Source organism: Streptomyces sp. NPDC051104 (assembly GCF_040682835.1).
GTDB lineage: Bacteria > Actinomycetota > Actinomycetes > Streptomycetales > Streptomycetaceae > Streptomyces > Streptomyces cynarae.
In genome coordinates, this window is sequence record NZ_JBFBBS010000046.1 from 1 (window position 1) to 23,130 (window position 23,130).

Genomic DNA, 23,130 nt, shown 5'->3' on the forward strand with positions numbered 1-23,130 from the left:
CTTCAGTCCACACACCTGACGATGATCAACGGTGGCCGCACCCGTGTCCCCACCGGCCCCTACCAACAAGATCACATCTCCGGCTGGAGTACTAGGCATCGCCGTACGTCAGCGGTCGGCCATGACAAGAGTCACACCGGCGGCCTCAGGGCGGTCGGCCCCGCGCCTTGTCCCCCGCCCGGTGACCGGTGGGCTACCGGGTGAACCGGACAGGCAGGCTTCGCGGACCGCGGATCATCATTCCCGGGCGCCAGGTGATCGCTGCCGGGTGGATGTCCAGGGTCAGGTCGGCACAGCGTTCCAGCAGCGTCCTGATGGCGATGCGCGCCTCCAGGCGGGCCAGCGGCGCCCCCAGGCAGTAGTGGATGCCATGGCCGAACGCCACGTGGCCGCGCGCGTCACGGGAGATGTCGAAGCGGTCGGGTGAGGGGAAGCGCGCGGGGTCACGGTTGGCGTCGGCCATGGCGACGAGGACGAGTTCGCCGCCGCCGGGGATGGCTGTGTCGCCGATCGTCACCGGCTCGGTGGTGAAGCGGTACGTGGGGGTCTCCACCGGGCCGTCGTAGCGCAGCATCTCCTCGACCGCGGTGTCGACGAGGGAGAGGTCGGCGCGCAGGGCGGCCAGTTGCTCGGGATGGGTGAGGAGGGCGAGGACGCCGTTGGAGACGAGGTTAACGGTCGTCTCGTGGCCTGCGACGAGCAGGAGCCAGGCCATGCCGAGAAGCTCCTCGTGGGACAGCCTGTCGCCGTCCTAGTCCGAGCCGTGGATCAGCGCGCTCATGAGGTCGTCGCCGGGCCGGTGCCGCTTGCCCTCCACCAACTCGGCCAAGTAGCGCGCCATCGAGGTCGCCGCTGCTGTTCGCTCTTCGGGGTCGGTGGCGCCGAGCGCGTCGTTCGACCACCTCCTGAAGGAGTCGCGGTCCAGGTCCGGGACGCCGAGGAGTTCGCAGATCACGGAGATGGGCAGCGGGAAGGACAGCGCCTCGACGAGGTCGGCGCGTCCGTCGGGGTCGGCGAGCATCCGGTCCAGGAGCGCGTCGGTGGTCTTCTGGACGCGCGGCGCGAGTTCCTCCACCCGGCGCGCGGTGAACTGGCGGGCGACCAGTTTGCGCGCTGGGTGTGGTCCGGCGGATCGGCCCTGAGCATGTGCGGGCCGGACGAGACGGCCCCCAGGGGCAGAGAGGGGGACGCTTTGCTCCAGTCCTTGGAGAGCCGGGAGTCCGCCAGCGCCGCGCGCCCGGCCTCGTATCCGACGACGAGCCAGGCCTCCGCGCCCCCCTCCGGCATCCGGATGCGGTGGACCGGGCCCTGGGCCCGTAAGCGAGCGTAGACGGAGTAGGGGTCGCGGGTGAAGGACTCGCCGAGCGCGGCGAGGTCAACGATGCTCATCGAGGTACCACCTCACTGGCAGGGACGGATGTCCGGCCGGGCAACGCCACAGGAAGGCCCCCGGCGGCTGCCTGCCGGGTCGGAAGCCACCGGCGTCCGACAGCGCGTGGAACGGCGAGTGCGAGGAGTTGCCGGCCGGACGCCCGGACCCCGGTCCGCGCTGGGCATCGCCTCATCATGCTTCCGGCCGTCGTCCGCTCCCCCTCGGATCAGCATCCGACCGCCCGCCGACTGTAACCGGTACCGCCGCCGGACGGACCCGCTTTCGGCGAAGGCCGCAGGGCGGAATCGAGCCGGAACAGCTCGTCCTCGGTCAGGAGGCGCTGCCCGGCCGCGCCGCTGCCGCCAGGCTGGGCTGCAGGCGGCGCGCGGCGTCGAGGTGGTCGGCCCTCCAGACGATGCGGACGGCCGTGTCCGTGGCCCGCCCGTGCTCGTCGCTGAGGTCGCGGCGCAGGGAAGCGACCAACTGCGCTTCGGCCGTGGGGCTGCGCGGCAGCGGATCCCGGACAGAGCCGTCCCGCCCCAGACCGGCGGCCAGGTCCCGGTACCAGCCGGAGACCCGTCCGGCTGGTCTCAGGAGAACGAGGCGGGCCTGCGCCCGATCGGCTTCGCCGTGCGGTTGTGGGGCGCGCTGCCACAGCCCCAGAACGGCGTCCGCGGCGAGGCGCAGTCCGACGATGCCGGTGACCAGGGTGGTCATGTCCGCGAGCGGCACCGGCTTCTGCCCGCGTTCGGCGAGGTAGGTGCGGAAGGCGTCGTCGAGCCGTCGCGCCGCGGCGGCGGCCTCGCGGCCCTCCTGCAGCGCGAGTTCCGCCGATGGGGCACCGCCGCCGCAGCGGCCCACGGCGTACTCCACAGCGCCCGCCAGATAACGGGCGCTGTCCGTGTACGCCTCGCCGAGGGCCCGCTCCACGGCCGCCGCGGCGCCGCGTGGCCAGAAGAACAGGCCGACCAGCACGCTCACGGCGCAGCCGATCGCGATGTCCTCGATCCGCAGCAGCACGATGTGCCAGTCGGGGTTCTGGCCGATGTTGAACAGGACGACGAGGGTGATGGTGAAGGACGACTGCCCGGCGGCGAACGAGATGACCGCAGGGGCGATGCCGGCGAGGAGGACGGCGAGGGGCAGCAAGAACCAGAGCACCGTGCCGCGGTGTCCGATGAGCTGGAGCAGTCCGGCCCCGACGATCGAGCCCGCGATGGTGCCGCCGACGGCGCGGAGCGCGTTCTGTCCGGTGTTGAGGGCGTTGGAACGCAGTACCGACAGGATGCCCAGCAGCACCCAGAAGGAGTGCCGGACGCTGATCAGGTCCGCCAGGGCGACCGCGATGCCCAGGCCGATCGCGCCCCGCAGGCTGTTGTGCAGCCAGACGGACTGCGGCTGAAGGTGCGTGGCGGCCCGCTCGCGGGCCGCGACCAGCGGTCTGGCCACGGCACCGGGCTCGCGGCCGAGCAGACGCTCGGCCCAGCTGCGGCGCTCGGCGGCCGAGGCCAGGTCGACGTTGCCGGCGATCTGGAGCGTCGCGAAGCCCAGTTCCTGCGCGCGGAAGGACAGGTCCAGGGCCCGATGACGGGGTGCACCTGTGCGGGCGTACCGGCTCCCGCGTGGTGGACGGGCAGTCGTGTGGTCGCGTTGTGCTCCATCCGGGCCATGGCCGCTCGCAGGTCGCCGGCCGCGGCGCGCAGCCCGTCCGGAGTGTTGCGCGGGGCGTCGAGCAGGTCGGCCGCCTCGTGCAGAACCGCGGCGGCGGCACGACGTACGGCACAGGCGTCGACGTCGCAGGCCGGGCGGTCGTCGAGCGGGGGTGCGCTGTCGGCCAGGATGCTGCTGAGCCAGGTCAGTTCGTCGACCAGCCGCACGACGGCACGGGAGCCGGCGGACAGTCCTGTGGGCCGGTAGGGGGTGGCGTCGAAGACACCGCGCAGGTCGGCCGCCGCGGTCGCGGCCTCGTCGGCGACGGCCCGGCACTTCGTGCCGCTGGGCGCGCCGGGGCCGCCGGCCAGCAGAGAGGCGTCGGTGCGCAGTTGCGCCGCCGCCGCGCGGCACACGCGGGCCGCGGGCGCGCTGAGCGGATCAGTGGTGGGACGGGGCCGCAGAAGGCAGACCGCGATCATGGCGGCGGCCGCTGCCAGACCCGCTCCCGCGAGCCGGGCGGGCAGCTGCGACAGCGGCACCGGCGAGGTCACGGGGAGGACGAAGGCCAGCAACAGGGCGGTCGACGTGCCGGCGAGAACGGAACTGACCACCCCGGCGAACAGCACCAGGAAACCGATCACCACCATGGTGGTCACCGCGAGCCAGATCCGGTGCGCCACGAGCGTGCCCAGGCAGACGAGTACCGCCCAGGCCACCGCAAGACCCAGGTGCGCCCGTAGTCTCTGCACCATCGGGCCGGTGAAATCCACCAGCAGCAGCATGGAGAACGAGCCGAACGCGGCGAAGGCGGCCCTCGTCGGCGACCCGATCACCTGGCCGCACGGAGCGAACAGCGCGGGCATGACGATCGCGGTGCGCCCGGCGCGGCGGGTCGCGGCCAGGTCCGGATCGCGGGCACGCAGCCACGCTGCGGCCGGAGGGAGCCGGCTTCGGCCAGGTGTACGCACGTCCCCGCGCACCTCCACTCGACGGGGTGTCCGCCCGCCTTCAGGGTGACGGGTCCGCCCGGGCAAAGCCATACGAACGCGGCCCCTGGACCTGATCGGCCCGGACGGGGCATCCGCGATCACCAGGGATCGCACTCGAAACGGAGCGCCCGGGCGGCGCACCGGCACCGCGCTCACCGTGCGCTTGCCGACCGCCGAGGCTCTGAGTCGTCCCGGATCAGCTCCTGAGCTCCTTGCGTTCACCGCCGCCGCTGACAGCGATCTTCCGGGGCTTCGCCTGGTCGGCGACCGGGATCCGCAGCTTCAGAACACCCGCCTCGTAGGAAGCGTCGATTCGCTCGGTGTCCAGGGTCTCGCCGAGGAACAGCTGCCGGCTGAACGTCCCCACAGGCCGCTCCGTGATCACCATTTCGCTGTCCTGGCCGTACGCCGGCTTGCGCTCGGCCTTCACGGTCAGGACGTTGCGCTCGACGTCGAGGTCGATCGACTCCGGCGTCACGCCCGGCAGATCCAGTTCGACACAGAACGTGTCACCCTCGCGCCAGGCGTCCATCGGCATACCGGCGGGGCGGGCGGCCGTGCCCAAGACCCGTTCGGCGAGCCGGTCAAACTCGCGGAAGGGATCCGTCCGCATCAGCATCTGCATCCCTCCTTCGTGCGTACTCCTGCTGTTCCGCTTCTCCTTCTCCACTTCCGATATACCGCACCCACGGAGAAGTTGACACCTGTCGGCTCAACTTTTTCGTCGGCGGAACCGCCGGGCCGGTCAGTCCACCGGGTGACCGGGACTGATGTCGAGGGTGTCGCCGAGCCGCAGCAAGGGGCCGTCGGCCCGCCGGCCGCACCGCACTGGTTCGAGGACGAAACCCACGTGATCGCCCCCGTCGACGCTTCGCTGGACGGTGCCGACGAACCAGGCCGCCGCGTCCTCCAGGACGACCGCCCCGCCGTACCCCCGCGTCCAGCGCACCTGCGAGAACTTGTCGACCTCGTCGCCCGTCTCCCCGCCGAACAGAGCCGCCAGCTTGTGCTGGTCGCCGGTCAGCAGATGGACGGCGAGGCATTCCGCGTCGCGGGCCACCCCGTAGGTGTGGTTGACCTTGGACAGCCACACAACGAACCGCACCGGTCGGATGGAGCACTGCGAGGAGAATCCGACCAGACACCCCGACCGCTCCTCGCCCGCCGCGGCCGTGACGACGCACATCTCGGGGTTCAGCCGGCTCATGAACGCGTCGACGTCCGCCATGTCCCATCACTCCCGTCACTGCACCCGACCGACACCCGCCGCCCGGCACCAGTCACCGCACGGGTGCCCCTCTTCTCCCCCGACTCACAGGCTTGTCTCGATCGCGGTCCCCCGCCTGGGCCCGCCTCACCGGCTGTCGATGAGCGAGTCGTCCACCGGCCCCGCGGGCCCAGGCGGCGTCACGTCCTAGCGGCGGTGGGCGTGGTGGCCGTGATGCCGCTGCTCGCCGTACCAGCCGTGGTGACGGCCCCGGTCGCGAAGCCAGCCACCCAAACGACGGTCGTGGCGACGGTCGCCGTACCAGCCGTGGTGACGGCCCCGGTCCCGGTCCCAGCCGCGGAAGCGATCACGGTCGTGGCCGTGGCCGTGCCTGTAACCGCGGTCGTGGTCGCGGTCGTGGTCGCGGACGGTGTCGAGGCCGTCGCTGTGGGCGTAACTTCTCCCCTGCTCACGGATATGGCTGCCTCCGTCGGCGAAGGCCGGCAGGGCGGCCGCCCCCATGAGGGCGCCCGATGCCACACACGCGGCGATGAGCCGAAGAGCGGTACGAGAAACAGACATGGAGCTGTCCCTTCTGACGTTCGCGCACACCCTCCCCGATCGGGCCGGTGTGCATTCGAGATCCCGGCTGGGTGCCGAGGCCGCCACTCTGGCGGCCTTCATCGCCGCTGGCTCAACCACACCGTTCGCGTTACAAAACGCCGACAAATCCGTAACGCTCCCTTGTACCTGCCAATGACCCCCACGGGAACCCGGGCCACGGATCCGCTCCCGCTCCCTCCGCCCCCTGGCCAGCGGAGAGGCAACCGACCGTGCGAGACACTCCGGTCCGCAGTGCCACCCGGGCTCCCCCAATCAGCCCATTCCAGTACGTAACGGACCGCGAGCCTGCGTTCAGGGGAACCCGCGGCGCCCCGGGATCAGCCGGGTACCTGGAGCGGCGGCTGGGAATGCGGTTGGGAATGCGCGGGTGAGGCGATCCGGTCGACGCGGAAGGTCCGCCAGTGCCGGCCGGGCGACGCCCCGGACCGCGCATCGGCCCGGACCGCGTGGTGCGGGCCGGGCCGATCGTGTTCTGTGTGGCCAGGCTGTCAGCCCTGGCGAGCCTTGAAGCGCGGGTCCTTCTTGTTGATGACGAAGGTCACGCCGCGCCGTCGGACCACCTGGGCGCCCGGCTTGGACTTCGATGAGCGCAGGGACTTGCGCACCTTCATGACGGGTCTCTCTTTCTGCTCGGAACCGGGACCGGGGCCGCGGTCAGTGGCGGGCCGCCGCCGCGCGGCCGTAGCGGCGCTCGAAACGCTCGACGCGGCCCGCGGTGTCCACGACGCCCGAGGTGCCGGTGTAGAACGGGTGACTGGCCGACGAGATCTCCACGTCGATCAGCGGGTAGATGCGGCCGTCCTCCCATTCGGTCGTCCGGGCCGAGTGCGCGGTCGAGCGGATGAGGAACGAGGCGTTCGCGGCGCGGTCGCGGAAGACGACCGGGCGGGAGTCGGGGTGAATGTCAGGCCTCATGGGGTGTACCTCCTCGTGGTCCACCGCCCAGGGGGCGGAGGCGTGGTTCAGCGTTCCTCGCGGAAGTCGACGTGCCGGCCGACCACCGGGTCGTACTTGCGCAGGACGAGCCGGTCGGGGTCGTTGAGACGGTTCTTGCGCGTCACGTAGGTGACACCGGTCCCGGCTGTCGACTTCAGCTTGACGACGGGACGCGCGTTGGTGCGTGCCATGAGGTCCTCCTTTCGCTCACACCCCGGACGTTTGGCCCGAGCATGTCAGCTGCCCCTGCAACAAGCGGACCCGCTCACGCATTCCCGCCGCCGCCCGCAGCGCGCACTCACCTCCGCGCCGGAGCTGCCCACGTAGTCGCCCTCCCCCGACCTGGGGAAACACCGATGCCGAAGCCGGGCCGACGGCCCCCGCCGATCTCCGGACGAACCCCAGCGTTGAAGGAACCTCTCATTCCGCCAGGTACCGTACCCAGCGACAGGCAGTGACGGCACGGTAGTCGTGGGGGGCAGGCGCGGTGACGCGGCGCAGCGGGCGGGGCAGGTTCCACGGGACACTGGCGGGGGCGGTCGTGGCGGCCCTGACCGTCGGCGGCTGCGGCGCGGGCGATGCAAGGGGGCTCGGAGCGGCCCCCACTTCGTCGCAGCCCGCCCCCACCGGCGGCAGCACAAGCAGCGCGCCGCGCGTGACCGCCGACGCCTGGCACAGGTGGGGCCTGACACCGCTGCCCACGACCCCCAAGCCTCCGGTCGACAAGCCCGTGAAGCTCTCCGCCACCGGAACAGTCCCGGTCTTCACCCACATACCGACCTCGCAGAAGGTCGTCTTCATCACCGTCGACGACGGGCAGGAGAAGGACCCCAGCTTCATACGGATGATGCGGGACCTGAAGGTCCCGATCACGATGTTCCTGACGAACGACGCCATAAAGTCGGACTACGCGTACTTCAAACCGCTGCAGGCGATGGGTGACCACATACAGAACCACACCCTGCACCACCCGGTGATGAGCACTCTCCCGCCGGCCGGGCAGAAGGAAGAGGTCTGCGGCAACCAGAAGATCCTCACTCAGCAGTACGGTACCGCGCCCCTGCTGTTCCGCCCGCCCTACGGCGTGTACAACCTCAACACCCGGATCGCGGTGGGTGAGTGCGGGCCGCGGGCGATCGTCTGGTGGCGGGAGTCCATGCAGATCAAGAACATGCAGTACCAGGAGCCGGACAAGAAGCTGCGCCCCGGGGACATCATCCTCGCCCACTTCCGCGGTCCCAAGGAGCTCAAGGGCGTCGGCATGACGGAGATGTTCCGCAATCTCCTCAAGCGCATCCAGGAGCAGGGATTCGCCGTGGCGCGCCTGGAGGACTACATCCAGCCACCGGCCGGTCGCTGAACGACGCCGCGTCAGAAGACGGCAGGAGCCTCGTCCTTCGCCGCACTCACCCGCGCTCGCTGACCATGACGGCAGCGGACGAGCCGATCACCCAGCCCCGCCTGCGCGATCGCGGCGAGAAAGTCCGCGAGCGGCGAGCGCATCACCGTGTAGTCGCCGTAGTGGACGGGCAGCAGCAGGCGGGGCTGGAGACGCCGGGCCAGTTCGGCTCCCTGCGCGCCGTCCATGGTCACCAGGAAGCCACCCGGCAGGAGGGTGCCGCCGAGGTGCAGCACGGCGAGATCGGCGGCCGGGAAGCGCTGGGCGATGACGTCGAGCCCGTCGAACAGGAGCGTGTCCCCCGATACGTACAGCCGGAGGCGGACAGGGCCGCGCGGGGGACCGAACTCGAGCATGCTGCCCATCACGGGCGGAAGCAGTCGGCGCAGCACCGGGTGGCCTGCGTGCCGTCCGGGCAAGGCGGTGATGCGCACCTGGTCGTCACCGCGCCGGAGCGTACAGCTGTGCCAGGTCCGCAGTCCTCCCGCCCGGCGGAACCCGTGCACGGTCCTGAGGCGGCGCGCGGCGTGGGGGGTGGTGACGACGGGGAGGGAACGGTCGAGGCGCCGTCGGGCCCTGCGGTCCCAGTGGTCTCCGTGGAGGTGGGAGAGGACCACCGCATCGAGGCGCGGCAGTGCGGCGGCATCGAGGGCCGGTTCGGTGAGGCGGCGGCTCACCAGCCCGTACCCGAGGTAGGCGTACTCGCCGCGGTGCAGGAAATTGGGGTCCGTCAGGAGGGTCAGCTCCCCGTAGCGGAGCAGGACAGTTGCGTTGCCGATGAAATGGATCTCGACCGCGTCATCAATGGCCTTGGTCATGACCGCCCCGTCCGACGGAATCGCGGAGCGGTTCCGTCTCCGTATCGCTGCCTGTGGTCCTTCCCCGCCTCCCGACGCCGGTGCGTGCCGAGTACCCCTCCCCGGCGTCCGACACAACGTGCGGCGTGCCGCCGGCCTGCGGGACGGCTGCCCTGCGTGGTCGGCCCCGTGGTCGGTGGACTCCCCCTGCCGGCCATGGAGTGTGTCCAGCCGCGGGCGGACGTAGGGCGGCCACCGAGCAGCGGGGTGGCCGGGACCATGGCCGATGGCTCTGATGGCGCCCCTCCGGTCCGCGGACTGGCCCGGGGGCAGCCGGGGCGGTGATCAGGCTTACCTGGCGCGACGTCCGACGACGTCGACGACCGGCTCGTCCGGCAGGGCGATCCTGGCGGTGATGCGCTTGCCGACCGGTTCCCGTCGTGCCTCGAAGCCCTGCACGACGGCCATCACGATCTCCAAGCCGTGCTGGCCCACCCGGCCGGGGTCGGCCGCCCGGGCCACCGGCAGTACCGGGTCGCTGTCCCAGACCTCCACCTCCACCGCCCCGTCGGCGATCCGCACCTCCAGCAGCACGGGACCGGGCGCGTACTTGCGGGCATTGGTGACCAGCTCGCTGACCACCAGCTGCGTCAGGTCCACCGTGCGGTCCGACACGGGCACCCCGTGGACGGCCTCCACCCGGGTGAGGAAGTCAGCCGCCAGATGGCGGGCCTCGGCGATGCAGGCACCATCGCCCTCCAAGGCCGCCGTGATGTGCACATACTCACGATCTGGCGCTATCCGGTCCTCCCCGAGGACATCTGGTTCCATCCGAATCACCTTCGCTACCCCGTTCACACGGCCGCGTATACCCACTCCCGCGCCGTACAGACCTGCCGCACCCAAGTGGCCGCACCTCGAGAGCATCCCCCGTACCATCTTGGGCAGCATCTCCGGGGAAGCACTGGCTTGAAGATCACCGAGCGTTGTTGAGGGACGTGTGACAGACACCGACGAACTGGCAGAACCGAACCGCCTGTCGATCACCAGCGCCCTCGTCGACGGAGTCACCGTGGTCACGGTGCAAGGCGAGATCGACCACAACACCGTCGGCTCTCTCCGCCAGGCCCTGACGCCTCCCTCCGGCACCGCCGCGCCGCGGACCGTCGCGGACTTCAGCGGCGTGACCTTCCTGGACTCCGGCGGCATCACCGCCCTCATCACCGCCCAGCAGGCCCACGGCGATGGCGGCTGGCTGCGCCTGGCCGGCGTTCGGCAACCCGTCCTGCGCGTCCTGCAGCTGGTCGGTCTCGACTCCCTCATCGACTTCCACCCCACCCTCCGCGCCGCCTTGGACGCGTGACAGGCACCCTCCCGCCTGGCCGGTGCCGCGCCGAAGCGGCCATCGCCTCGGACCGGCGAGCGGCACCGACAGGGAACGCCAGGGGAACTGGGTGAGGCAGCGGGAGACCCTGCCGATCAGTACCTCGGCCAGGGCGGGCAACGTGGCGTGCTGGTGGGCGGCCTCCTGGAACGCGCCGAGCAGCGTGGCCGCCTCCCCGACCCCGGCCAGTCCCCTTTCCCTGACATCGCCGATGATCACCCGTGTGCGGTCGCCGGTCCGGGCCGCCGCATGGAGATCGCCACCGATGCAGGCTTGGAGAGCACCCCGGCCGCCCGGTGCGACGCGAACCGGGGACGCACCGAGGAGACGGCGAAATCCCAGGTCGACGCTCTAGTGTGGCGGGAGGACGGCGTGATCCGGGCGCTGCCGGAGCCGATGCTCGCCACCGCGGTGTCCGACCGGATCCGCGGCCGGACGGCGGCGCGCCGAGGTCATCGACAGCGTGGAGGGCGGTATGGACTGGCGTACGTTCGCGCAGCAGATGGCCTCCATGGCGCGCGACCTGCTGGCTCAGGACTCGGTCGCTGCCACCCTGGAGCGGATCACCGCCTCGGCCATCGAGCTGGTGGCGGGATGCGACGCGGCCGGCATCCTGCTCCTGCACGGCAGACGGGTGCAGACGATGGCCCCCACCGACGACCTGGTCCTCCACAGCGACCAGCTTCAGGAACGCCTCCAGGAGGGCCCCTGCTTCGACGCCGCGCGCATCCGCGAAGGGGACAGGGTGTTCCGCATCGCCGACCTCACCCAGGAGCATGCACGCTGGCCCTCCTACGCCCCGCAGGCGCGCGAGCTGGGGGTGGGCAGCATCATGGGCTTCCTGCTGTTCACCGAGGACGAGGACCTCGGCGCGCTGGATTTCTACTCCCGCCGGCCGGGCGCGTTCACCGAGGCCAGCGAGACCGCCGGGTGGCTGCTGGCCTCCCACGCCGCGGTCGCCTTCTCCAGCGCCCGCACCAACGCACAGCTGGAGCAGGCCCTCGCCACGCGCCACGCGATCGGCGAAGCCATGGGCATCCTCATGGGCAGCCACCACCTCACCGAGGAGCAGGCGTTCGACGTGCTTCGCCGCTACTCGCAGGAGAAGAACATCAAAGTGCGTGAGGTCGCCCAGCAGATCTGCGAGAGGGGCGCTCTTGCCTGACCCGGCCGACTCGGCTCCTGCGCGCGAGGAGATCGGCGACCTCACGGCCGAGTTCATCCGATTCCCATCCGTCTCCCATCCGGGCATCACAGGGAGACCCGAATCTGGTGCACATGCGCGGCAAGCGGGGGTACCAGGGGGCAGACGGCCAGGGAAGCGAGGACGAGCGCATGACGATGCAGGGGGCGGCAGACGGCGGCAGGCAACGCACTGGACGCGCCCGGTATCGCAGACCGGCGCTGATTGTGGGGTGTGTCGTCGCATGCCTTGTGGCGTGCACCAGCGGCGCCGCGGCCGCCGGCAAGATCTTCGGCCTGAACGCCGCGAACGCCAAGAAGACCGCGACCTCACCGCGGCGTTCCAGCGGCGGGAGACACCAGCCGCCGTCCCCCACCGATCGGAAGGCGACCGCCTCGCCGACCCCCTCTGCCGCCCCCGCTCGGTCTTCACCGCACGCCACCGCGTCCCCCTCTCACCAGGCGCCTCCCCTGGGCGTCTCACGGACGGTTCCGGGTCCCCAACTGCGTCGGCAAGTCGGGGCGTTGTTCGATGGCAGCGGTTTGAGCGGGTCGCATCACTGCACGGCGAGCGTGGTGAACAGCCCCGGCGAGGACCTGATCGTGACCGCCGCGCACTGCCTCGGCTCCACGTCGGACGTCTTCGTCCCCGCGTACCACGACGGTGTCGCCCCCTACGGTGTGTGGCATCTGCAGCGCATCGTCGTCGACGCCGCGTGGACCGACGACTCCAGCCCGGACGACGATGTGGCGTTCGCCGTGGTCGCACCACTCGACGGGCGCACCATCCAGTCGGTGGTCGGCGGCTACGCCCTCGGTATCGACGAGGGTACGAGCGGTCGTGTCACCCTCACCGGCTACCCGGCGACGTCACAGGACCCGGTGACCTGCACCAACCACATCTCCTCGTTCAGCAGCACGCAGAACGAGATCTACTGCACCGGCATGACCGGCGGCACCAGCGGCAGCCCCTGGGTCACCGGCGACAGCCCGGGCACGGTCATGGGGGTCATCGGCGGCTACGAGCAGGGCGGCGACACCGCCGACGTCTCCTACAGCGTCGTCTTCGGCCAGAGCGTCCAGAGCCTCTACCAGGAAGCGACGTCCAACGGCAACTGAGCGTCCGAGGAGCGAAGCGTATGGGTGTTTAAATGATGCCCGGCGGGAGGAATGAACGAGACCAGCGGGGGTAGCCGCCCAGGCGCAGGTGGTCGGGGCGGCGTGTTCCTGGGGAGGTCACACGCCGTCCCGCCCCTTCGTCCGGGGTCCACCGGTGCCGTGCGTTGCCCGGTCGAGTCCCGCTGGTCTCACGACCGGAACGCGTACGGCCCAGCACCCCGGGTTCGTACGGCTGCCGACGTCCGCCGGCGCCTCAGTCCAGCTCGGCCAGCCGTCGCACGGCGGGAGCCACGAAGGTCTCCATCCACGGCGATGTGGTGCCCGTGCGGGGCGCGAGGATCACCGTGTCGACGCCGAGCTTGGTGTAGCCGGAGATGTCGCTGGTGAAGCCGTCCACGTCGCCGGCGGTGGCCGGCTCTCCCGAGTACGTCACCGTCTTGCGGACGGTGTCGTAGTCGCGGCCGGCGTCGTCGCAGTGGCGGCGCAGCACGTCGAGCTTGTGCGCGACCTCCTCCGGGCTCGTGGCGAACAGGTTGCAGGCGTCCGCGTAGCGGGCGACGAGCCGCAGCGTCTTCTTCTCGCCCCCGCCGCCGACCAGGATCTCCGGGCGCGGGGAGCTCACCGGCGGCGGCACGCACAGCGTCTCGGCCAGCTGGTAGTACCGGCCCTCGAACGGCCCGTTGTTCTCCGGATCCCACATCTGCAGGCAGATTCGCAGGGTTTCCTCAAGCCGCTCGAAGCGTTCCGCCAGCGGCGGGTACGGCACGCCCAGGCCATGGTGCTCGCGGTCGTACCAGGCAGCCCCGATGCCCAGCGTGACCCGGCCGCCGGACAGCACGTCAAGGGTCGTGGCGATCTTGGCGAGGAGTCCGGGATGACGGTACGTCACTCCGGTGACCAGGGCGCCGAGCCGCACCGTGGAGGTCCGGGCGGCCAGGTATCCGAGCGTGGTGTAGGCCTCCAGCATGGGCGCCTCGGCCCCGCCGTTGAACTCCATCTGGAAGTAGTGGTCCATGACCGACAGCCAGCTCACGCCTGCCGCCTCCGCCGCGGCGCCTGCGGCGGCCAGCTCGTCGCGCAGCGCGCCGCCGCCCTCGGGGTGGTCGAACCGGTTGATGTGCACGCCCACGTGCATGTCCGTCTCCGTTCACAGTCACCCGCACGTCCTCGACCCTGACGACACTAGATCTTCGAGTGTTCTCGAGGTCAAGGCCGTCGGGCGTGTCGGAAGGCCGTGCGCGGGCGCCTTCGGTGACTCCGCGGCGCGACCGGCGGCGACGGCGGCGCGCGCTCGGCGCCGTGCGCGTGCGCCTGCGCGTCAGGGCTGCGCGGCGTCGGCCGCCGCATCGGCCGGGGCCTGCGCGCCGGTGGTGCCGAACCGGATGCCCTTGGCTTCCTTGCCGACCGCGCTCAGCAGGATGACCACGGCCAGGGTCGGCAGGATGGTCCATGCCATCGCCGCCGGATAGCCGTGGCGCCCGGCGAGGGCCTCCTGGATCGGCAGGTTGAGGGCGGCGATCAGGTTGCCGAGTTGGTAGGTGACGCCCGGGTAGAAGCCCCGGATGGAGTCCGGGCTCATCTCGGTCAGGTGCGCCGGGATGACGCCCCAGGCTCCCTGCACGCACACCTGCATCAGGAAGGAGGACAGCATCAGCCAACCGACGCTGGTGGACAGCACGAAGAACGGCACGACGAGCAGGCCGCCGGTCGCCGCGATCATGATCGTACGGCGGCGGCCCAGCCGCTCGGAGTATGCGCCGAGCAGCACACCACCGAGGATGGCGCCGATGTTGTAGACCACGGCGATGGCGATCGAGGTGTTCGCGGACAGGCCCAGACCCTTCTTGACGAAGGTCGGGTAGATGTCCTGGGTGCCGTGCGACATCCAGTTGAACGCGGTCATCAGCGCCACCAGGTACAGGAAGCGCCGCAGCACCGCCGGGTTCTTGAACACCTGGTACGCGGGGGTGCGGTTGAGCCGGACGCTCTTCTCCCACACCTCGCTCTCCTCGACCCTGGTACGCACCCACAGCGCGACCAGGGCGGGCAGCAGGCTGAAGGCGAACAGTCCCCGCCAGCCGAAGGCGGGCTCGATGACGAAGAACGCGACGGCGGCGAGCAGGTAGCCCAGGGAGTACCCGCTCTGCAGCAGGCCCGACCAGAAACCGCGCCGTGCCGCCGGGATCTTCTCCATGGCCAGAGCCGCGCCCAGACCCCACTCGCCGCCCATTCCGATGCCGTACAACAGGCGCAGCACCAGCAGAACGGTGTAGTTCGGCGCGAAGGCGCAGGCGAAACCGACGACCGAGTAGAAGACGACATCGGTCATGAGCGGGATGCGGCGACCGCGACGATCGGCCCACATACCGAACAGCGCGGCACCGACCGGGCGCATCACCAGGGTGACGGTGGTGAGGAACGCCATGTCGGTGAGGGAGACGTCGAAATCCTTGGCTATCTCGCTGTAGACGAGAACCACCAGGAAGTAGTCGAAGGCATCCATCGCCCAGCCCAGATAGGCGGCGACGAAGGCATGGCGCTGGTCCTTGGTGAGCCCCGCTGCCTGGTCTCTGACGGTCTTCAGCATGACGACCCTCCCGCAGTCCGCAGGTGAGGCTAGGCACGAGCGGCAGAGCATGACAACGGTAGGGCAGCAAAGCACCGGCCACGATTGCACAAAGGTGGCACGGCCGCCGTCTGTCGTCGGGGGCGGGTGCGGCCGTCTTCGCGTCTCCTGCCGGGCACCCGACGCAATGCTCAAGAACTCCCTCACCACGGGTTCACGGGTACGGTCGCGGGTCACGACCGGGAGTTCGACGATGTCCGAACGATCCGATCCGTCAGGGCCGGCACGCGGCGAGTGCCGCGGTCAAGCGTGCCGTGACGTTCGGGACGTGGGTGGCACCGAGTCCGGCGGGTGCCGACGCCGCTATCGCCGCGTTCGTGCGGCGGGTCGAGGAGTTCTGCGCGGCCGGTGCCCGGGAGTCAGCCGTCTCCAGGGCACCGGCAAGGTGACGCGCACTCACCAGGGAAGAGGTCCAGCAGCGTCGAAGTACCCTCCGGTGGGGCCGTCGGGCCCGACCTGTGCCATCCGGACGATGATCTCGGCGCCCTCCTCGACGGTCTGCGTGCCCGTGTTGCCGTTCAGGTCCGTCGCGGTGTAGCCGGGCTCCACCGCGTTGATCCGCATGTTCGGGAAGGCCTTTGCGTACTGCACGGTGATCATGTTGACCGCGGCCTTCGACGCCGGATAGGCGACACCGGGGTAGGCGTACGCCGGCGTGCCCGGGGTGGCGACGCGGGTGAGCGAGCCCAGGCCGCTGCTGACGTTGACCACGACCGGCGCGGTGGACCGCTCCAGCAGTGGCAGGAACGCATGGGTGACGCGCACGAGGCCGAAGACGTTGGTCTCGAACACGGGCCGCACCAGGTCGGCGGTGGCTCCTGCGGCGTCGATGACCGTGTTGCCTTCGCCGCGCGCCTCGATGCCGGCGTTGTTGACCAGCACGTCCAGGCCGCCTTCGGCCTCGATGGCCTTGGCGGCGGCCGCGACGGACGCGTCGTCGGTGACGTCGATGAGGACCGTCCGCGCGCCCAGCCGCTCGGCGGCGCGGCGTCCGCGGTCGGCGTCACGGCTGCCGATGTAGACGGTGTGGCCGGCGGCGAGCAGCCGTCGGGCGGTCTCGTGTCCGAGGCCCTTGTTGGCCCCGGTGATCAGTGTTGTCGTCATGCCCCCAGGTTCCGGGCGGGCGGCGCGGTCAGCCAGGCGTCCCGTGTTCCTGGGACTGCTGGTACCAGGCACACCGGGCGGCACGGGGGCACACTGGTCGGCATGGCGACGGCGGAATTCGGCAGGGCGGTGCGCCGCTGGCGCGACCGGGTCTCGCCCGAGGCGGCGGGGCTGCCCACGGGCGGGCAGCGGCGTGCGGCGGGGCTGCGCCGTGAGGAGCTGGCCATGCTGGCCGGCATCTCCGTCGACTACGTCACGCGCCTCGAACAGGGCCGCGCCTCCAACCCGTCGACGCAGGTCGTCGACGCCCTCGCCCGGGCGCTGCGGCTGTCGGGCGACGAGCGAGCCCACCTCTTCCGTCTCGCGGGACTGGTTCCGCCCGGCCCGGACACGGTCCCCACGTACCTGACCCCGAGCGTCCAGCGGATGGTGGACCGCTTCACCGGGACGCCCGTCGCCGTGTATGACGCGACCTGGACGCTGCTCATGGCCAATCCGCCGTACGCGGCCCTGATGGGCGACCCGTCCGGTTGGCGGGGCAACGAGCGCAACAGCGTGTGGCGGCACTTCGTCGGCCCGGGCGGCCGGGCCCGGCACACCCCGGAGTCGCTGCGCGCCTTCGAGGCGGCACTGGTGGCCGATCTGCGCGCGGCCACCGCCCGCTATCCGGCCGACCAGCGGCTGCGACGGCTGATCGGGGATCTGCGGACGAGCAGCGACCGGTTCGCCGAGCTGTGGGACTCCGGAGCCGTCGGCCGCCACGAGGCCGCACGCAAGATCATCGACCATCCGCACGTGGGCGCCCTGACGCTGGACTGCGACGTGCTCACCGTGGCGGGCAGCGATCTGCGCATCATGGTCTACACGGCCGAGCCGGGCACCGAGGACGCCGAGCGCCTGGCGCTGCTCACCGTGCTGGGCACGCAGACACTCGCCGGATAGCGGTCCTGGGCGGCGTCGTCCTCTCCCCGTGTGTCAGTCGAGCTGCGGGTAGAGAGCTGCGACGCCGCCTGCGAGGCCCGCCTGCACCTGGCGGCTGAGGTCGTCGACGACGATCTCGTGAGCGCCGGTGGCGATGCCGTCCACGGCCGCGCGCGACGTCCGCCGGGGGTGTGGTCACATCGCGGGCCATGTCGGTGTCCATGTAGCCGACGTGCAGTCCTGCGACGGTGATGCCCTTCGGTGCGAGTTGCTGGCGCAGGGCGTTGGTCATGCTCCACTCCGCCGCCTTGGCTGCGGAGTAGGCGCCGACGGTGGGCAGGTTGATCCACGACAGGACGGACAGGATGTTGAGGATCGACCCGCCGCCCCGGGCCTCGATGACCGGGGCGAAGGCCCGGGTCATGCGCAGGGTGCCCAGGTAGTGGGTCTCCGTCTCCAGACGGACGGCGTCCCAGCTGCCGGTGAGCAGATCAGCGCCGGTCGAGGTGCCTGCGTTGTTGACCAGCACGGTGACGTCGCGGGCCTGCTCGGCCGCCGCGGCGACGGAGGCGGGGTCGGTGATATCGAGCCGGATCGCCTTCACGCCGGGCAGATCGACCTGGTCCGGCTGCCGGGCCGCGGCGTAGACGGTCGCACCGCGCGCGACCAGCTCCTGTGCGAGGGCCCTGCCGAGCCCGCGGTTGGCTCCGGTGACCAGAGCGGTTGCACCGCCGATGTCCATGATTCCTCCCAAGGCGCGGACGCCCTGCGGCTGACTAACGTTTGCAGAAGTTAGCTGTGCGCTATCTCCTGACTAAGCTGGACGCAAGTCAGGCGAGATGGTGAGACATGAGCGATCTGCTGACGGCACGCGACGCCTGGTCGATGGCGAACTGCTCCATCGCCCGCGCCCTGGAGATCGTCGGCACCAGGACGGCGCTGCTGATCATGCGAGAGGCGTTCTTCGGCACACGCCGGTTCGACGACTTCGCACGGCGTGTGGGCATCGGCGAGCCCGCCACCTCGGCGCGCCTGAAGGAACTGACCGCCGCCGGGCTGCTGGAGCGCGTCCCCTACCAAGAACCCGGCCAGCGGACCCGGTTCGCCTATCAACTCACCGAGAACGGACGCGACTTCCTGCCCGTGCTGGTGGCGCTGCGCCAGTGGGGCGACACCTGGGCGGCGGGTGAACAGGGGCCCCCGGTGGTCGTACGCCACAAGGAGTGCGGCGCCGCCGTGCACGCGGTCCTGCAGTGCGAGGACGGGCATGAGGTGACGTTCGAGGACTCGGTCCTCGACGCCGGCCCCGGCCTGATCCGCACGCCCGAACAACGCGACGACCAGTACGCCGGGTGAGGGCGGGCGGCACGCTCAGGACGCGTGCAGGGCGGCGTGCAGGGTGTCCGTCACCTGGATGCGGGCCGCTCTGGACGCGTGCGTACCGCGGAGCAGGTCGAACAGGGCGAAGCCGTGGACCGTGCCTGATAGCGGACCGACACGACCGGGACGTCCGCTTCCCTCAGTCGCGCCGCGTACGCCTCGCCTTCGTCGCGCAGCACATCGGCCTCGGCGGTGAGGACGAGCGCGGGCGGCAGGCCCCGCAGACGGCGAGTCGGTGCGCGCAGCGGCGAGACGATGTCCTGGGTCCGGGTCTCCGGGTCCGGCGCGTAATGCTCCCAGTAACCGCTCATGGCGGCGCGCCCCAGGAAGTGGACGACCCGCGCCGGCTGCTGCACGAGGCGTCGGCCACCGGTGCGGCCGGGCGGTCCAGGACCTCGGGAAGCAGTTCGATCGCCGGTGCCGGGTCGGCGTCCAGCTGGAGCCGGGTGCAGGCGACGGCGAAGGCGTACAGGTCGGCGGGTTCGGGCCTTCCCGGGCGGGCCTCGGTCTCGGCCTCGGCGACGAGTTCCGCCGCCAGGCGCAGCCGTCCGTCCCGTGCCGCCACAGCCGCGGCGGCGACGAGGCGCGCCGTCCGGCTCGCCGTGTCCGGGCTGAGACGTGCCGCGCGCGCCATCATTCCCGCCGCCTCGGCGGGTCCGCCCTGGGCGGCCATGGTGTCGGCTTCCGCGTGCACCAGCGCGGCCAGCTCGCCGTCGCTGCCGATGGCGGCGGCCGCCAGGTGAATGATCCGCCGCGGGCTCCGCACGGGGAGGGCGTCCGCGAGCAGGCGGTGGGCAGCCCGGCGTTCGGCCGGCGAGGCGAGGTGCACCAGGCAGGCACGCACCAGCGGATGGTGGAAGGCCACGTGGTCCGACGCCGGGTCGGCGTGGGCCAGGCCGGAGGCGTGCATCTGGTCCCGGACCTCCGTCCAGGACGTTCCCGCCGCCCGGTCCGCCAGGTCGCGCAGCACGCGGACGCGCTGCGCGAACGAGCCGCCCAGTGCCACCACCAGCAGCAGACGCCGGGTGCCGTCCGGCAGGGCGCGCACCCTGTCCTCGTACAGGCGCCCGAGGCGCTCGCCCACAGGCAGCTCGTCGAACAGCTCGGTGACGCCGGTTGCCCGTGGGTCTGCCAGGTGGGCGGGGCCGGCCGCTGCCACCGTCCGCATCTGCACCGGAAGTTCGTGCAGCGCGAGCGGGTTGCCTCCCGCGGCGCGCAGCACCCGGCGGCGCGCCTGGTCGGGCAGGTGCGGGTGGAGGGTGCTCAGCAACAGTTCGGCCTGCCGCTCGTCCAGTGGCTCCAGGTCGAGCACCCGGCCCGGCAGCCCCTCGGTGTCGTTCCCTTCTTCCCGGGCCGCGACAGGATCCCGCCGGGCCACGGCCGTCAGGTGCCGCCTCGCCCCGATGACGACGACGGGCAGGGGAGCCAGATTCCGCTGGATGTACCCCAACACGGCGGCGCTGGACGGGTCGGCCCACTGCAGGTCGTCCAGGAGTACGACGACGGGTCGGCGGGCGGCGGCGTGGGCGAGCAGGAAGAGGGCGGCGCCCGCCACCGTGAACCCTCGGGAGGTGCGCCCTCGCGTACGACCAACGCCCGTTCCAGTGCGTCGCGTTGCTCCTCCGCGAGAGACTGCGCGTCGCCGAGCAGCGGCCAGAGCACCTGGTGCAGGGCGGCGAACGGCAGGCCGGACTCCGCTTCGGCACCGGTCATCCGCAGGACGCGCAGACCGGCGCGACGGGCCTCGGCCCCGGCCACCTTCAGCAGCGCGGTCTTCCCCATGTCGGGATCACCGCGCAGGAGCACCGACGTCCCGGTGGAGGCGATGTCCACGAGGGCCGCGCGGATGACCACGACATGGGTGTCCCGTCCGGCCAGGACCGGTTCGGCCGCACGGTCCCCGGCCATGCCCGCACCGCTCATGACCTCGGTTACCCCGCCCTCTTCACCACCGCGACGCCCCTGCCGCTCCCCCGCCCTCCGGACCCGCTCCGGTACCTGGCCCGTGTGTCCCGGTCCGGGCATCGGGCGGTCATTCAACCATGAAAGACATCACGGCATACTTCGTGATCTGCGAGCGTGAGGGCTGTCCTCAGCGGACGCCCGCGAACGTGCGGCGCGCCCAGTCGGTGAAACCGGTCCAGGAGATGCCGGGATGGGCGTCGTGCAGCGCGGGGATGTCGACCTGATAGCCGGGCCCGTTCAGGAACGTCCACATCGCGTGCATGTCCGGATCGCCCACCGCCGCCAGCGGTACCCGCACATGGCGGACTTCGCGTCCCACGACCGTACCGAGCGCGGCCGCCATGTCGGCGGGCGTCGGGGCGTCACTGGCCAGCTCGATGCGGTGCCCTGCGTACGGGCCGGGGTTCAGCAGCACCGCGGCCGCGAAGGCACCGAGGTCGGCGCGGTCGAGCTGCTGCAACGGCCGGTCGGACGGCAGCGGCAGATCGAGCGCCCCGCCGAGGATCCGCTCGGCTCCGCCCAGCGCGTTGTCGTAGAAGTATGTCGGCCCGAGGATCGTGTAGGGCACATCGCCCGAAACCAGCTCGGCCTCGATGCGCGCCTTGCTGTCGAAGTGCGGCACCCCGCTCTCCTGGTCCGCCCCGGCCACCGAGCTGAACACGAGATGCGGCACGCGCTGCTCGTGCGCGGCGGCCAGGATCGCCCGCCCCTGGGCCACCTCGGCCTCCGGACCGGCCTCGAAGGGAGTGGTGAACGCGAACACCGCGGCCACCCCGCGCATGGCCGCGGCGAGTGACGCACGGTCGCTCAGGGACCCCGCCACCACTTCGGCGCCCTGGTCGGCCAGTTCCCGCGCGGTGCTGCGCGCGGGATCCCGCACCAGTGCCCGGACCCCGGCCCCTCGGGCGAGCAGGGCCTCGGTCACCGCCCCGCCCTGGCCACCGGTCGCGGCAAGCACCAGGATCGGCTCGTCGACCATCGGGAACTCCCTTCTCGGGGAAACACTCGGCAGTTGATCACTGGCCAGGAACCCCACGGTATCCATCCGCCCCGCACGACACGCGCAGCCCGCGCCGTACCTCGGCCCAGCGCCCGGTGGGGCAGGCGATGCGGAACTTCGGTCCTGCTGGGGACGTGGCGCGGCATCGGCCACGTACATCCTGATACCGCGGACGGCGACGAGGTGGGCGTCCGGGCCCGGCAGGCGGGGACAGGTCAGACTCCGTGCACGGACAGGCAAAACGCCCGTGCCGTTCGTCCCTACCTTTTCGTTGGCGCCGGCGGCTCTCCGCCGGCCCGGAACCATCGAAGGGTCCCCTGCGGCGGCATTCCCGGTACGAGACACCGGCCGTCCCCGGCCCCTCTCGTGACCCCGTCTCGAGGTCGACTCCTCGCACCTGGTGATGCTCGCCCATCCCCGGCGTGTCGCCGAGTTCATCGTCGAGGCGGTCCGGGCCACCGCTCGGTAGGGCTTACCGGCATCCCGGCCGCCCCTCGGCCACGGGTCTCACCCGTCTGACTCCCCCTGGCCGGCACCGCTCACGCGCGCGTCCGCCCGCCCGGGGACGAACTCCTGCCACCACCCGAGGAAGTGAAGGATGAACGCACCGATCTCCCGCCGTACCGTCACCGTCTGCCTCCTGGCCGGCGCGGCCGCTCTGAGCAGCGCCGTGCCCGCCTTCTCGGCCCCGTCGGCGGCGGCCGACGGGCCGACCCGTCCGCACCCGCACGAGGGCAGACCCACCATCGTCCTGATCCATGGCGCGTTCGCCGACGCCTCCAGCTGGAACGCCGTCGTCGAACGGCTGCAGCGGCGGGGCCACCACGTCCTGGCACCGGCACTGCCGCTGCGCGGGCTGACGAGCGACGCCGCCTACATCGGCAGTGTTCTGGACAGCGTTCCGGGCCCGATCGTCCTGGTGGGCCAGTCATACGGCGGATCGGTCATCAGCCTCGCCGCGGCCGGCCGCCCGGGTCGAGGCGCTGGTCTACATAGCCGCCTTCGTGCCGGAGATCGGAGAGAGCGCGCTGGAGCTCACCGACAGGTATCCCGGCAGCACTCTGGCGCAGGCCACATCGGCCCAGTACTACCCGCTGCCCGGAGGCGGACAGGGTGAGGAACTGGTCATCAAGAAGAAGCTCATCCGGGAGCAGTTCGCGGCCGGTGTGCCGGTCACGACCGCTCAGGTGATGGCCGTGGGGCAGCGTCCCATCGCCCTTGCCGCGCTCCAGGAGAAGGCCACCGCCGCCGCCTGGAAGAAGATCCCCAGCTGGTACCTCGTGGCCACCGAGGACCGCAACATCCCGCCGGCGGCCGAACGGTGGATGGCCGATCGGGCCGGCGCCCACACGATCAGGGTCCGCGCACCGCACGCGGTCGCCGTGAGCGACCCGAGCCCCGTCACCGAGCTGATCCTGAGCGCGGTCCGCTCGACACGCTGAGCGCATCGCTCATCGCTCTCTTACCGTCTC

The 23,130-nt window shown here is 71.4% G+C and carries 24 protein-coding genes and 4 pseudogenes; 8 read left to right on the top strand and 20 right to left on the bottom strand.

All coding sequences use genetic code 11. The annotated features are described in order from the left end of the window. Positions 1–193: 193 nt before the first annotated feature. The 9 genes and pseudogenes from AB0N14_RS34425 to rpmG all read right to left on the bottom strand — a co-directional run bounded on the left by AB0N14_RS34425 (position 194) and on the right by rpmG (position 6,972). Positions 194–1,389: pseudogene (locus AB0N14_RS34425) on the bottom strand (cytochrome P450). Positions 1,390–1,702: 313 nt separating this feature from the next. Next, a complete protein-coding gene (locus AB0N14_RS34430) occupies positions 1,703–2,671 on the bottom strand; it encodes an FUSC family protein (protein ID WP_366029672.1) in 969 nt (322 codons plus the stop codon). Between the two features lie 23 nt (positions 2,672–2,694). Next, entirely contained in the window at positions 2,695–3,993 is a 1,299-nt protein-coding gene (locus AB0N14_RS34435; protein WP_366029631.1) for a hypothetical protein, read from the bottom strand. Between the two features lie 217 nt (positions 3,994–4,210). Further along, positions 4,211–4,633, bottom strand: coding sequence for an Hsp20/alpha crystallin family protein (locus tag AB0N14_RS34440; protein WP_366029632.1), 423 nt, complete (start codon positions 4,631–4,633; stop codon positions 4,211–4,213). Positions 4,634–4,759: 126 nt separating this feature from the next. After that, positions 4,760–5,242, bottom strand: coding sequence for a flavin reductase family protein (locus tag AB0N14_RS34445; RefSeq protein WP_366029633.1), 483 nt, complete (start codon positions 5,240–5,242; stop codon positions 4,760–4,762). 186 nt (positions 5,243–5,428) lie between these two features. Then, positions 5,429–5,803 carry a hypothetical protein gene (locus AB0N14_RS34450; protein WP_366029634.1) on the bottom strand — a complete coding sequence of 125 codons (375 nt, stop codon included), beginning with the start codon at positions 5,801–5,803 and terminating at the stop codon, positions 5,429–5,431. Positions 5,804–6,333: 530 nt separating this feature from the next. Next, positions 6,334–6,456, bottom strand: coding sequence for a type B 50S ribosomal protein L36 (gene ykgO / locus AB0N14_RS34455; RefSeq protein ID WP_366029635.1), 123 nt, complete (start codon positions 6,454–6,456; stop codon positions 6,334–6,336). Between the two features lie 43 nt (positions 6,457–6,499). Beyond that, on the bottom strand, positions 6,500–6,760 hold the full coding sequence (locus AB0N14_RS34460; RefSeq protein WP_366029636.1) for a type B 50S ribosomal protein L31: 261 nt from the start codon (positions 6,758–6,760) through the stop codon (positions 6,500–6,502). A 47-nt stretch (positions 6,761–6,807) separates the two neighbouring features. Then, on the bottom strand, positions 6,808–6,972 hold the full coding sequence (gene rpmG / locus AB0N14_RS34465; RefSeq protein WP_366029637.1) for a 50S ribosomal protein L33: 165 nt from the start codon (positions 6,970–6,972) through the stop codon (positions 6,808–6,810). 464 nt (positions 6,973–7,436) lie between these two features. Here rpmG and AB0N14_RS34470 point away from each other — a divergent pair, with 464 nt between their 5' ends. Continuing rightward, complete coding sequence (locus AB0N14_RS34470; protein WP_366029638.1) at positions 7,437–8,141, top strand: polysaccharide deacetylase family protein; 705 nt, start codon at positions 7,437–7,439, stop codon at positions 8,139–8,141. Between the two features lie 11 nt (positions 8,142–8,152). Here the strand turns inward: AB0N14_RS34470 and AB0N14_RS34475 are convergent, their stop codons facing one another. Then, positions 8,153–8,998 carry an MBL fold metallo-hydrolase gene (locus AB0N14_RS34475; RefSeq protein ID WP_366029639.1) on the bottom strand — a complete coding sequence of 282 codons (846 nt, stop codon included), beginning with the start codon at positions 8,996–8,998 and terminating at the stop codon, positions 8,153–8,155. A gap of 330 nt (positions 8,999–9,328) precedes the next feature. Then, positions 9,329–9,808, bottom strand: a complete 480-nt coding sequence (locus AB0N14_RS34480; protein WP_366029640.1) for an ATP-binding protein — start codon at positions 9,806–9,808, stop codon at positions 9,329–9,331. 169 nt (positions 9,809–9,977) lie between these two features. Here AB0N14_RS34480 and AB0N14_RS34485 point away from each other — a divergent pair, with 169 nt between their 5' ends. Further along, on the top strand, positions 9,978–10,340 hold the full coding sequence (locus AB0N14_RS34485) for an STAS domain-containing protein (protein WP_366029641.1): 363 nt from the start codon (positions 9,978–9,980) through the stop codon (positions 10,338–10,340). Positions 10,341–10,466: 126 nt separating this feature from the next. Here the strand turns inward: AB0N14_RS34485 and AB0N14_RS34490 are convergent. Continuing rightward, a pseudogene (locus AB0N14_RS34490) lies at positions 10,467–10,637 on the bottom strand (serine/threonine-protein phosphatase); the annotation flags it as partial. A gap of 199 nt (positions 10,638–10,836) precedes the next feature. On the opposite strand from AB0N14_RS34490, the gene AB0N14_RS34495 reads away from it, so the two are divergent. Together AB0N14_RS34495 and AB0N14_RS34500 are read left to right on the top strand one after the other, a co-directional pair. Beyond that, a complete protein-coding gene (locus AB0N14_RS34495) occupies positions 10,837–11,526 on the top strand; it encodes a GAF and ANTAR domain-containing protein (RefSeq protein ID WP_366029642.1) in 690 nt (229 codons plus the stop codon). 560 nt (positions 11,527–12,086) lie between these two features. After that, entirely contained in the window at positions 12,087–12,662 is a 576-nt protein-coding gene (locus tag AB0N14_RS34500) for a trypsin-like peptidase domain-containing protein (RefSeq protein ID WP_366029643.1), read from the top strand. Between the two features lie 253 nt (positions 12,663–12,915). Here AB0N14_RS34500 and AB0N14_RS34505 read toward each other — a convergent pair whose 3' ends face one another. The 3 genes from AB0N14_RS34505 to AB0N14_RS34515 all read right to left on the bottom strand — a co-directional run bounded on the left by AB0N14_RS34505 (position 12,916) and on the right by AB0N14_RS34515 (position 16,392). Then, positions 12,916–13,797 (bottom strand): LLM class F420-dependent oxidoreductase, encoded by an 882-nt coding sequence (locus tag AB0N14_RS34505; RefSeq protein WP_366029644.1) that lies wholly within the window; start codon positions 13,795–13,797, stop codon positions 12,916–12,918. Between the two features lie 183 nt (positions 13,798–13,980). Further along, complete coding sequence (locus tag AB0N14_RS34510; protein ID WP_366029645.1) at positions 13,981–15,249, bottom strand: MFS transporter; 1,269 nt, start codon at positions 15,247–15,249, stop codon at positions 13,981–13,983. A 435-nt stretch (positions 15,250–15,684) separates the two neighbouring features. Next, the gene (locus AB0N14_RS34515) at positions 15,685–16,392 is read right to left on the bottom strand and encodes an SDR family NAD(P)-dependent oxidoreductase (protein ID WP_366029646.1); all 708 of its coding nucleotides are present in this window, start codon (positions 16,390–16,392) and stop codon (positions 15,685–15,687) included. Between the two features lie 102 nt (positions 16,393–16,494). Between AB0N14_RS34515 and AB0N14_RS34520 the strand changes: the two genes are divergently transcribed. Then, positions 16,495–17,334 (top strand): helix-turn-helix transcriptional regulator, encoded by an 840-nt coding sequence (locus AB0N14_RS34520; protein WP_366029647.1) that lies wholly within the window; start codon positions 16,495–16,497, stop codon positions 17,332–17,334. 33 nt (positions 17,335–17,367) lie between these two features. Here AB0N14_RS34520 and AB0N14_RS34525 read toward each other — a convergent pair. Beyond that, positions 17,368–18,055 (bottom strand): annotated as a pseudogene (locus tag AB0N14_RS34525) (SDR family oxidoreductase). A 107-nt stretch (positions 18,056–18,162) separates the two neighbouring features. Here AB0N14_RS34525 and AB0N14_RS34530 point away from each other — a divergent pair. Beyond that, positions 18,163–18,669 (top strand): helix-turn-helix domain-containing protein, encoded by a 507-nt coding sequence (locus AB0N14_RS34530; RefSeq protein WP_366029648.1) that lies wholly within the window; start codon positions 18,163–18,165, stop codon positions 18,667–18,669. 50 nt (positions 18,670–18,719) lie between these two features. Here AB0N14_RS34530 and AB0N14_RS34535 read toward each other — a convergent pair whose 3' ends face one another. Next, complete coding sequence (locus AB0N14_RS34535) at positions 18,720–19,004, bottom strand: alpha/beta hydrolase fold domain-containing protein (protein ID WP_366029649.1); 285 nt, start codon at positions 19,002–19,004, stop codon at positions 18,720–18,722. Beyond that, positions 19,001–20,248, bottom strand: a complete 1,248-nt coding sequence (locus tag AB0N14_RS34540) for a hypothetical protein (RefSeq protein WP_366029650.1) — start codon at positions 20,246–20,248, stop codon at positions 19,001–19,003. Before AB0N14_RS34540 ends, AB0N14_RS34535 begins: the two co-directional genes overlap by 4 nt. 59 nt (positions 20,249–20,307) lie before the next feature. On the opposite strand from AB0N14_RS34540, the gene AB0N14_RS34545 reads away from it, so the two are divergent. Next, entirely contained in the window at positions 20,308–20,739 is a 432-nt protein-coding gene (locus AB0N14_RS34545) for a hypothetical protein (protein WP_366029651.1), read from the top strand. 46 nt (positions 20,740–20,785) lie between these two features. On the opposite strand, the gene AB0N14_RS34550 is transcribed toward AB0N14_RS34545, so the two are convergent. Together AB0N14_RS34550 and AB0N14_RS34555 are read right to left on the bottom strand one after the other, a co-directional pair. Beyond that, on the bottom strand, positions 20,786–21,637 hold the full coding sequence (locus AB0N14_RS34550) for an NmrA/HSCARG family protein (RefSeq protein ID WP_366029652.1): 852 nt from the start codon (positions 21,635–21,637) through the stop codon (positions 20,786–20,788). 528 nt (positions 21,638–22,165) lie between these two features. Beyond that, entirely contained in the window at positions 22,166–22,405 is a 240-nt protein-coding gene (locus AB0N14_RS34555; protein WP_366029674.1) for a hypothetical protein, read from the bottom strand. Here AB0N14_RS34555 and AB0N14_RS34560 point away from each other — a divergent pair. Continuing rightward, a pseudogene (locus AB0N14_RS34560) lies at positions 22,329–23,100 on the top strand (alpha/beta hydrolase). The gene AB0N14_RS34555 and the pseudogene AB0N14_RS34560 overlap by 77 nt on opposite strands. Positions 23,101–23,130: the final 30 nt, after the last annotated feature.

Excerpts from the sequence above, each read along its gene's own strand:
- AB0N14_RS34440 (WP_366029632.1), bottom strand. The coding sequence starts at position 4,633 with ATGCTGATGCGGACGGATCCCTTCCGCGAGTTTGACCGGCTCGCCGAA.
- AB0N14_RS34445 (WP_366029633.1), bottom strand. The coding sequence starts at position 5,242 with ATGGCGGACGTCGACGCGTTCATGAGCCGGCTGAACCCCGAGATGTGC.
- AB0N14_RS34450 (WP_366029634.1), bottom strand. The coding sequence starts at position 5,803 with ATGTCTGTTTCTCGTACCGCTCTTCGGCTCATCGCCGCGTGTGTGGCA.
- ykgO (WP_366029635.1), bottom strand. The coding sequence starts at position 6,456 with ATGAAGGTGCGCAAGTCCCTGCGCTCATCGAAGTCCAAGCCGGGCGCC.
- AB0N14_RS34460 (WP_366029636.1), bottom strand. The coding sequence starts at position 6,760 with ATGAGGCCTGACATTCACCCCGACTCCCGCCCGGTCGTCTTCCGCGAC.
- rpmG (WP_366029637.1), bottom strand. The coding sequence starts at position 6,972 with ATGGCACGCACCAACGCGCGTCCCGTCGTCAAGCTGAAGTCGACAGCC.
- AB0N14_RS34475 (WP_366029639.1), bottom strand. The coding sequence starts at position 8,998 with ATGACCAAGGCCATTGATGACGCGGTCGAGATCCATTTCATCGGCAAC.
- AB0N14_RS34480 (WP_366029640.1), bottom strand. The coding sequence starts at position 9,808 with ATGGAACCAGATGTCCTCGGGGAGGACCGGATAGCGCCAGATCGTGAG.
- AB0N14_RS34495 (WP_366029642.1), top strand. The coding sequence starts at position 10,837 with ATGGACTGGCGTACGTTCGCGCAGCAGATGGCCTCCATGGCGCGCGAC.
- AB0N14_RS34505 (WP_366029644.1), bottom strand. The coding sequence starts at position 13,797 with ATGCACGTGGGCGTGCACATCAACCGGTTCGACCACCCCGAGGGCGGC.
- AB0N14_RS34510 (WP_366029645.1), bottom strand. The coding sequence starts at position 15,249 with ATGCTGAAGACCGTCAGAGACCAGGCAGCGGGGCTCACCAAGGACCAG.
- AB0N14_RS34515 (WP_366029646.1), bottom strand. The coding sequence starts at position 16,392 with ATGACGACAACACTGATCACCGGGGCCAACAAGGGCCTCGGACACGAG.
- AB0N14_RS34520 (WP_366029647.1), top strand. The coding sequence starts at position 16,495 with ATGGCGACGGCGGAATTCGGCAGGGCGGTGCGCCGCTGGCGCGACCGG.
- AB0N14_RS34530 (WP_366029648.1), top strand. The coding sequence starts at position 18,163 with ATGAGCGATCTGCTGACGGCACGCGACGCCTGGTCGATGGCGAACTGC.
- AB0N14_RS34535 (WP_366029649.1), bottom strand. The coding sequence starts at position 19,004 with ATGAGCGGTTACTGGGAGCATTACGCGCCGGACCCGGAGACCCGGACC.
- AB0N14_RS34550 (WP_366029652.1), bottom strand. The coding sequence starts at position 21,637 with ATGGTCGACGAGCCGATCCTGGTGCTTGCCGCGACCGGTGGCCAGGGC.
- AB0N14_RS34555 (WP_366029674.1), bottom strand. The coding sequence starts at position 22,405 with ATGGTGGGTCTGCCCTCGTGCGGGTGCGGACGGGTCGGCCCGTCGGCC.